This is a genomic window from Salmonella sp. SAL4457, from assembly GCF_046548235.1.
Classification (GTDB): domain Bacteria; phylum Pseudomonadota; class Gammaproteobacteria; order Enterobacterales; family Enterobacteriaceae; genus Salmonella; species Salmonella enterica.
The window spans coordinates 1-238 of the sequence record NZ_JBGDZO010001269.1 but is presented as its reverse complement, the minus strand read 5'-3'; the positions used below and the strand labels follow the sequence as shown (position 1 = coordinate 238).

General features: G+C 60.5%; 1 protein-coding gene. It reads left to right on the top strand.

Annotated elements, in window-relative coordinates:
* The coding region (locus ACLJNW_RS28270; protein WP_410961955.1) for an NAD(P)H-dependent oxidoreductase at positions 1 to 238 on the top strand (238 nt) is incomplete at both ends.

The following is a 238-nucleotide window of genomic DNA, read 5'->3' as shown; positions in this document are numbered from 1 at the left end:
CCCGTGGACAGTGAAGCGCTACATCGACGAAGTCTTCACGGCCGGACACGGCAGCCTCTATGCCAACGACGGTCGTACCCGCTCCGACAGCACGCAGAAATATGGCAGCGGCGGTCTGGTGCAGGGCAAGCGCTACATGATCTCGGCGACCTGGAATGCACCACGGCAGGCGTTCGACGATCCGAGCGACTTCTTCGAAGGAAAAGGCGTGGATGCGGTGTATTTCCCCTTCCACAAG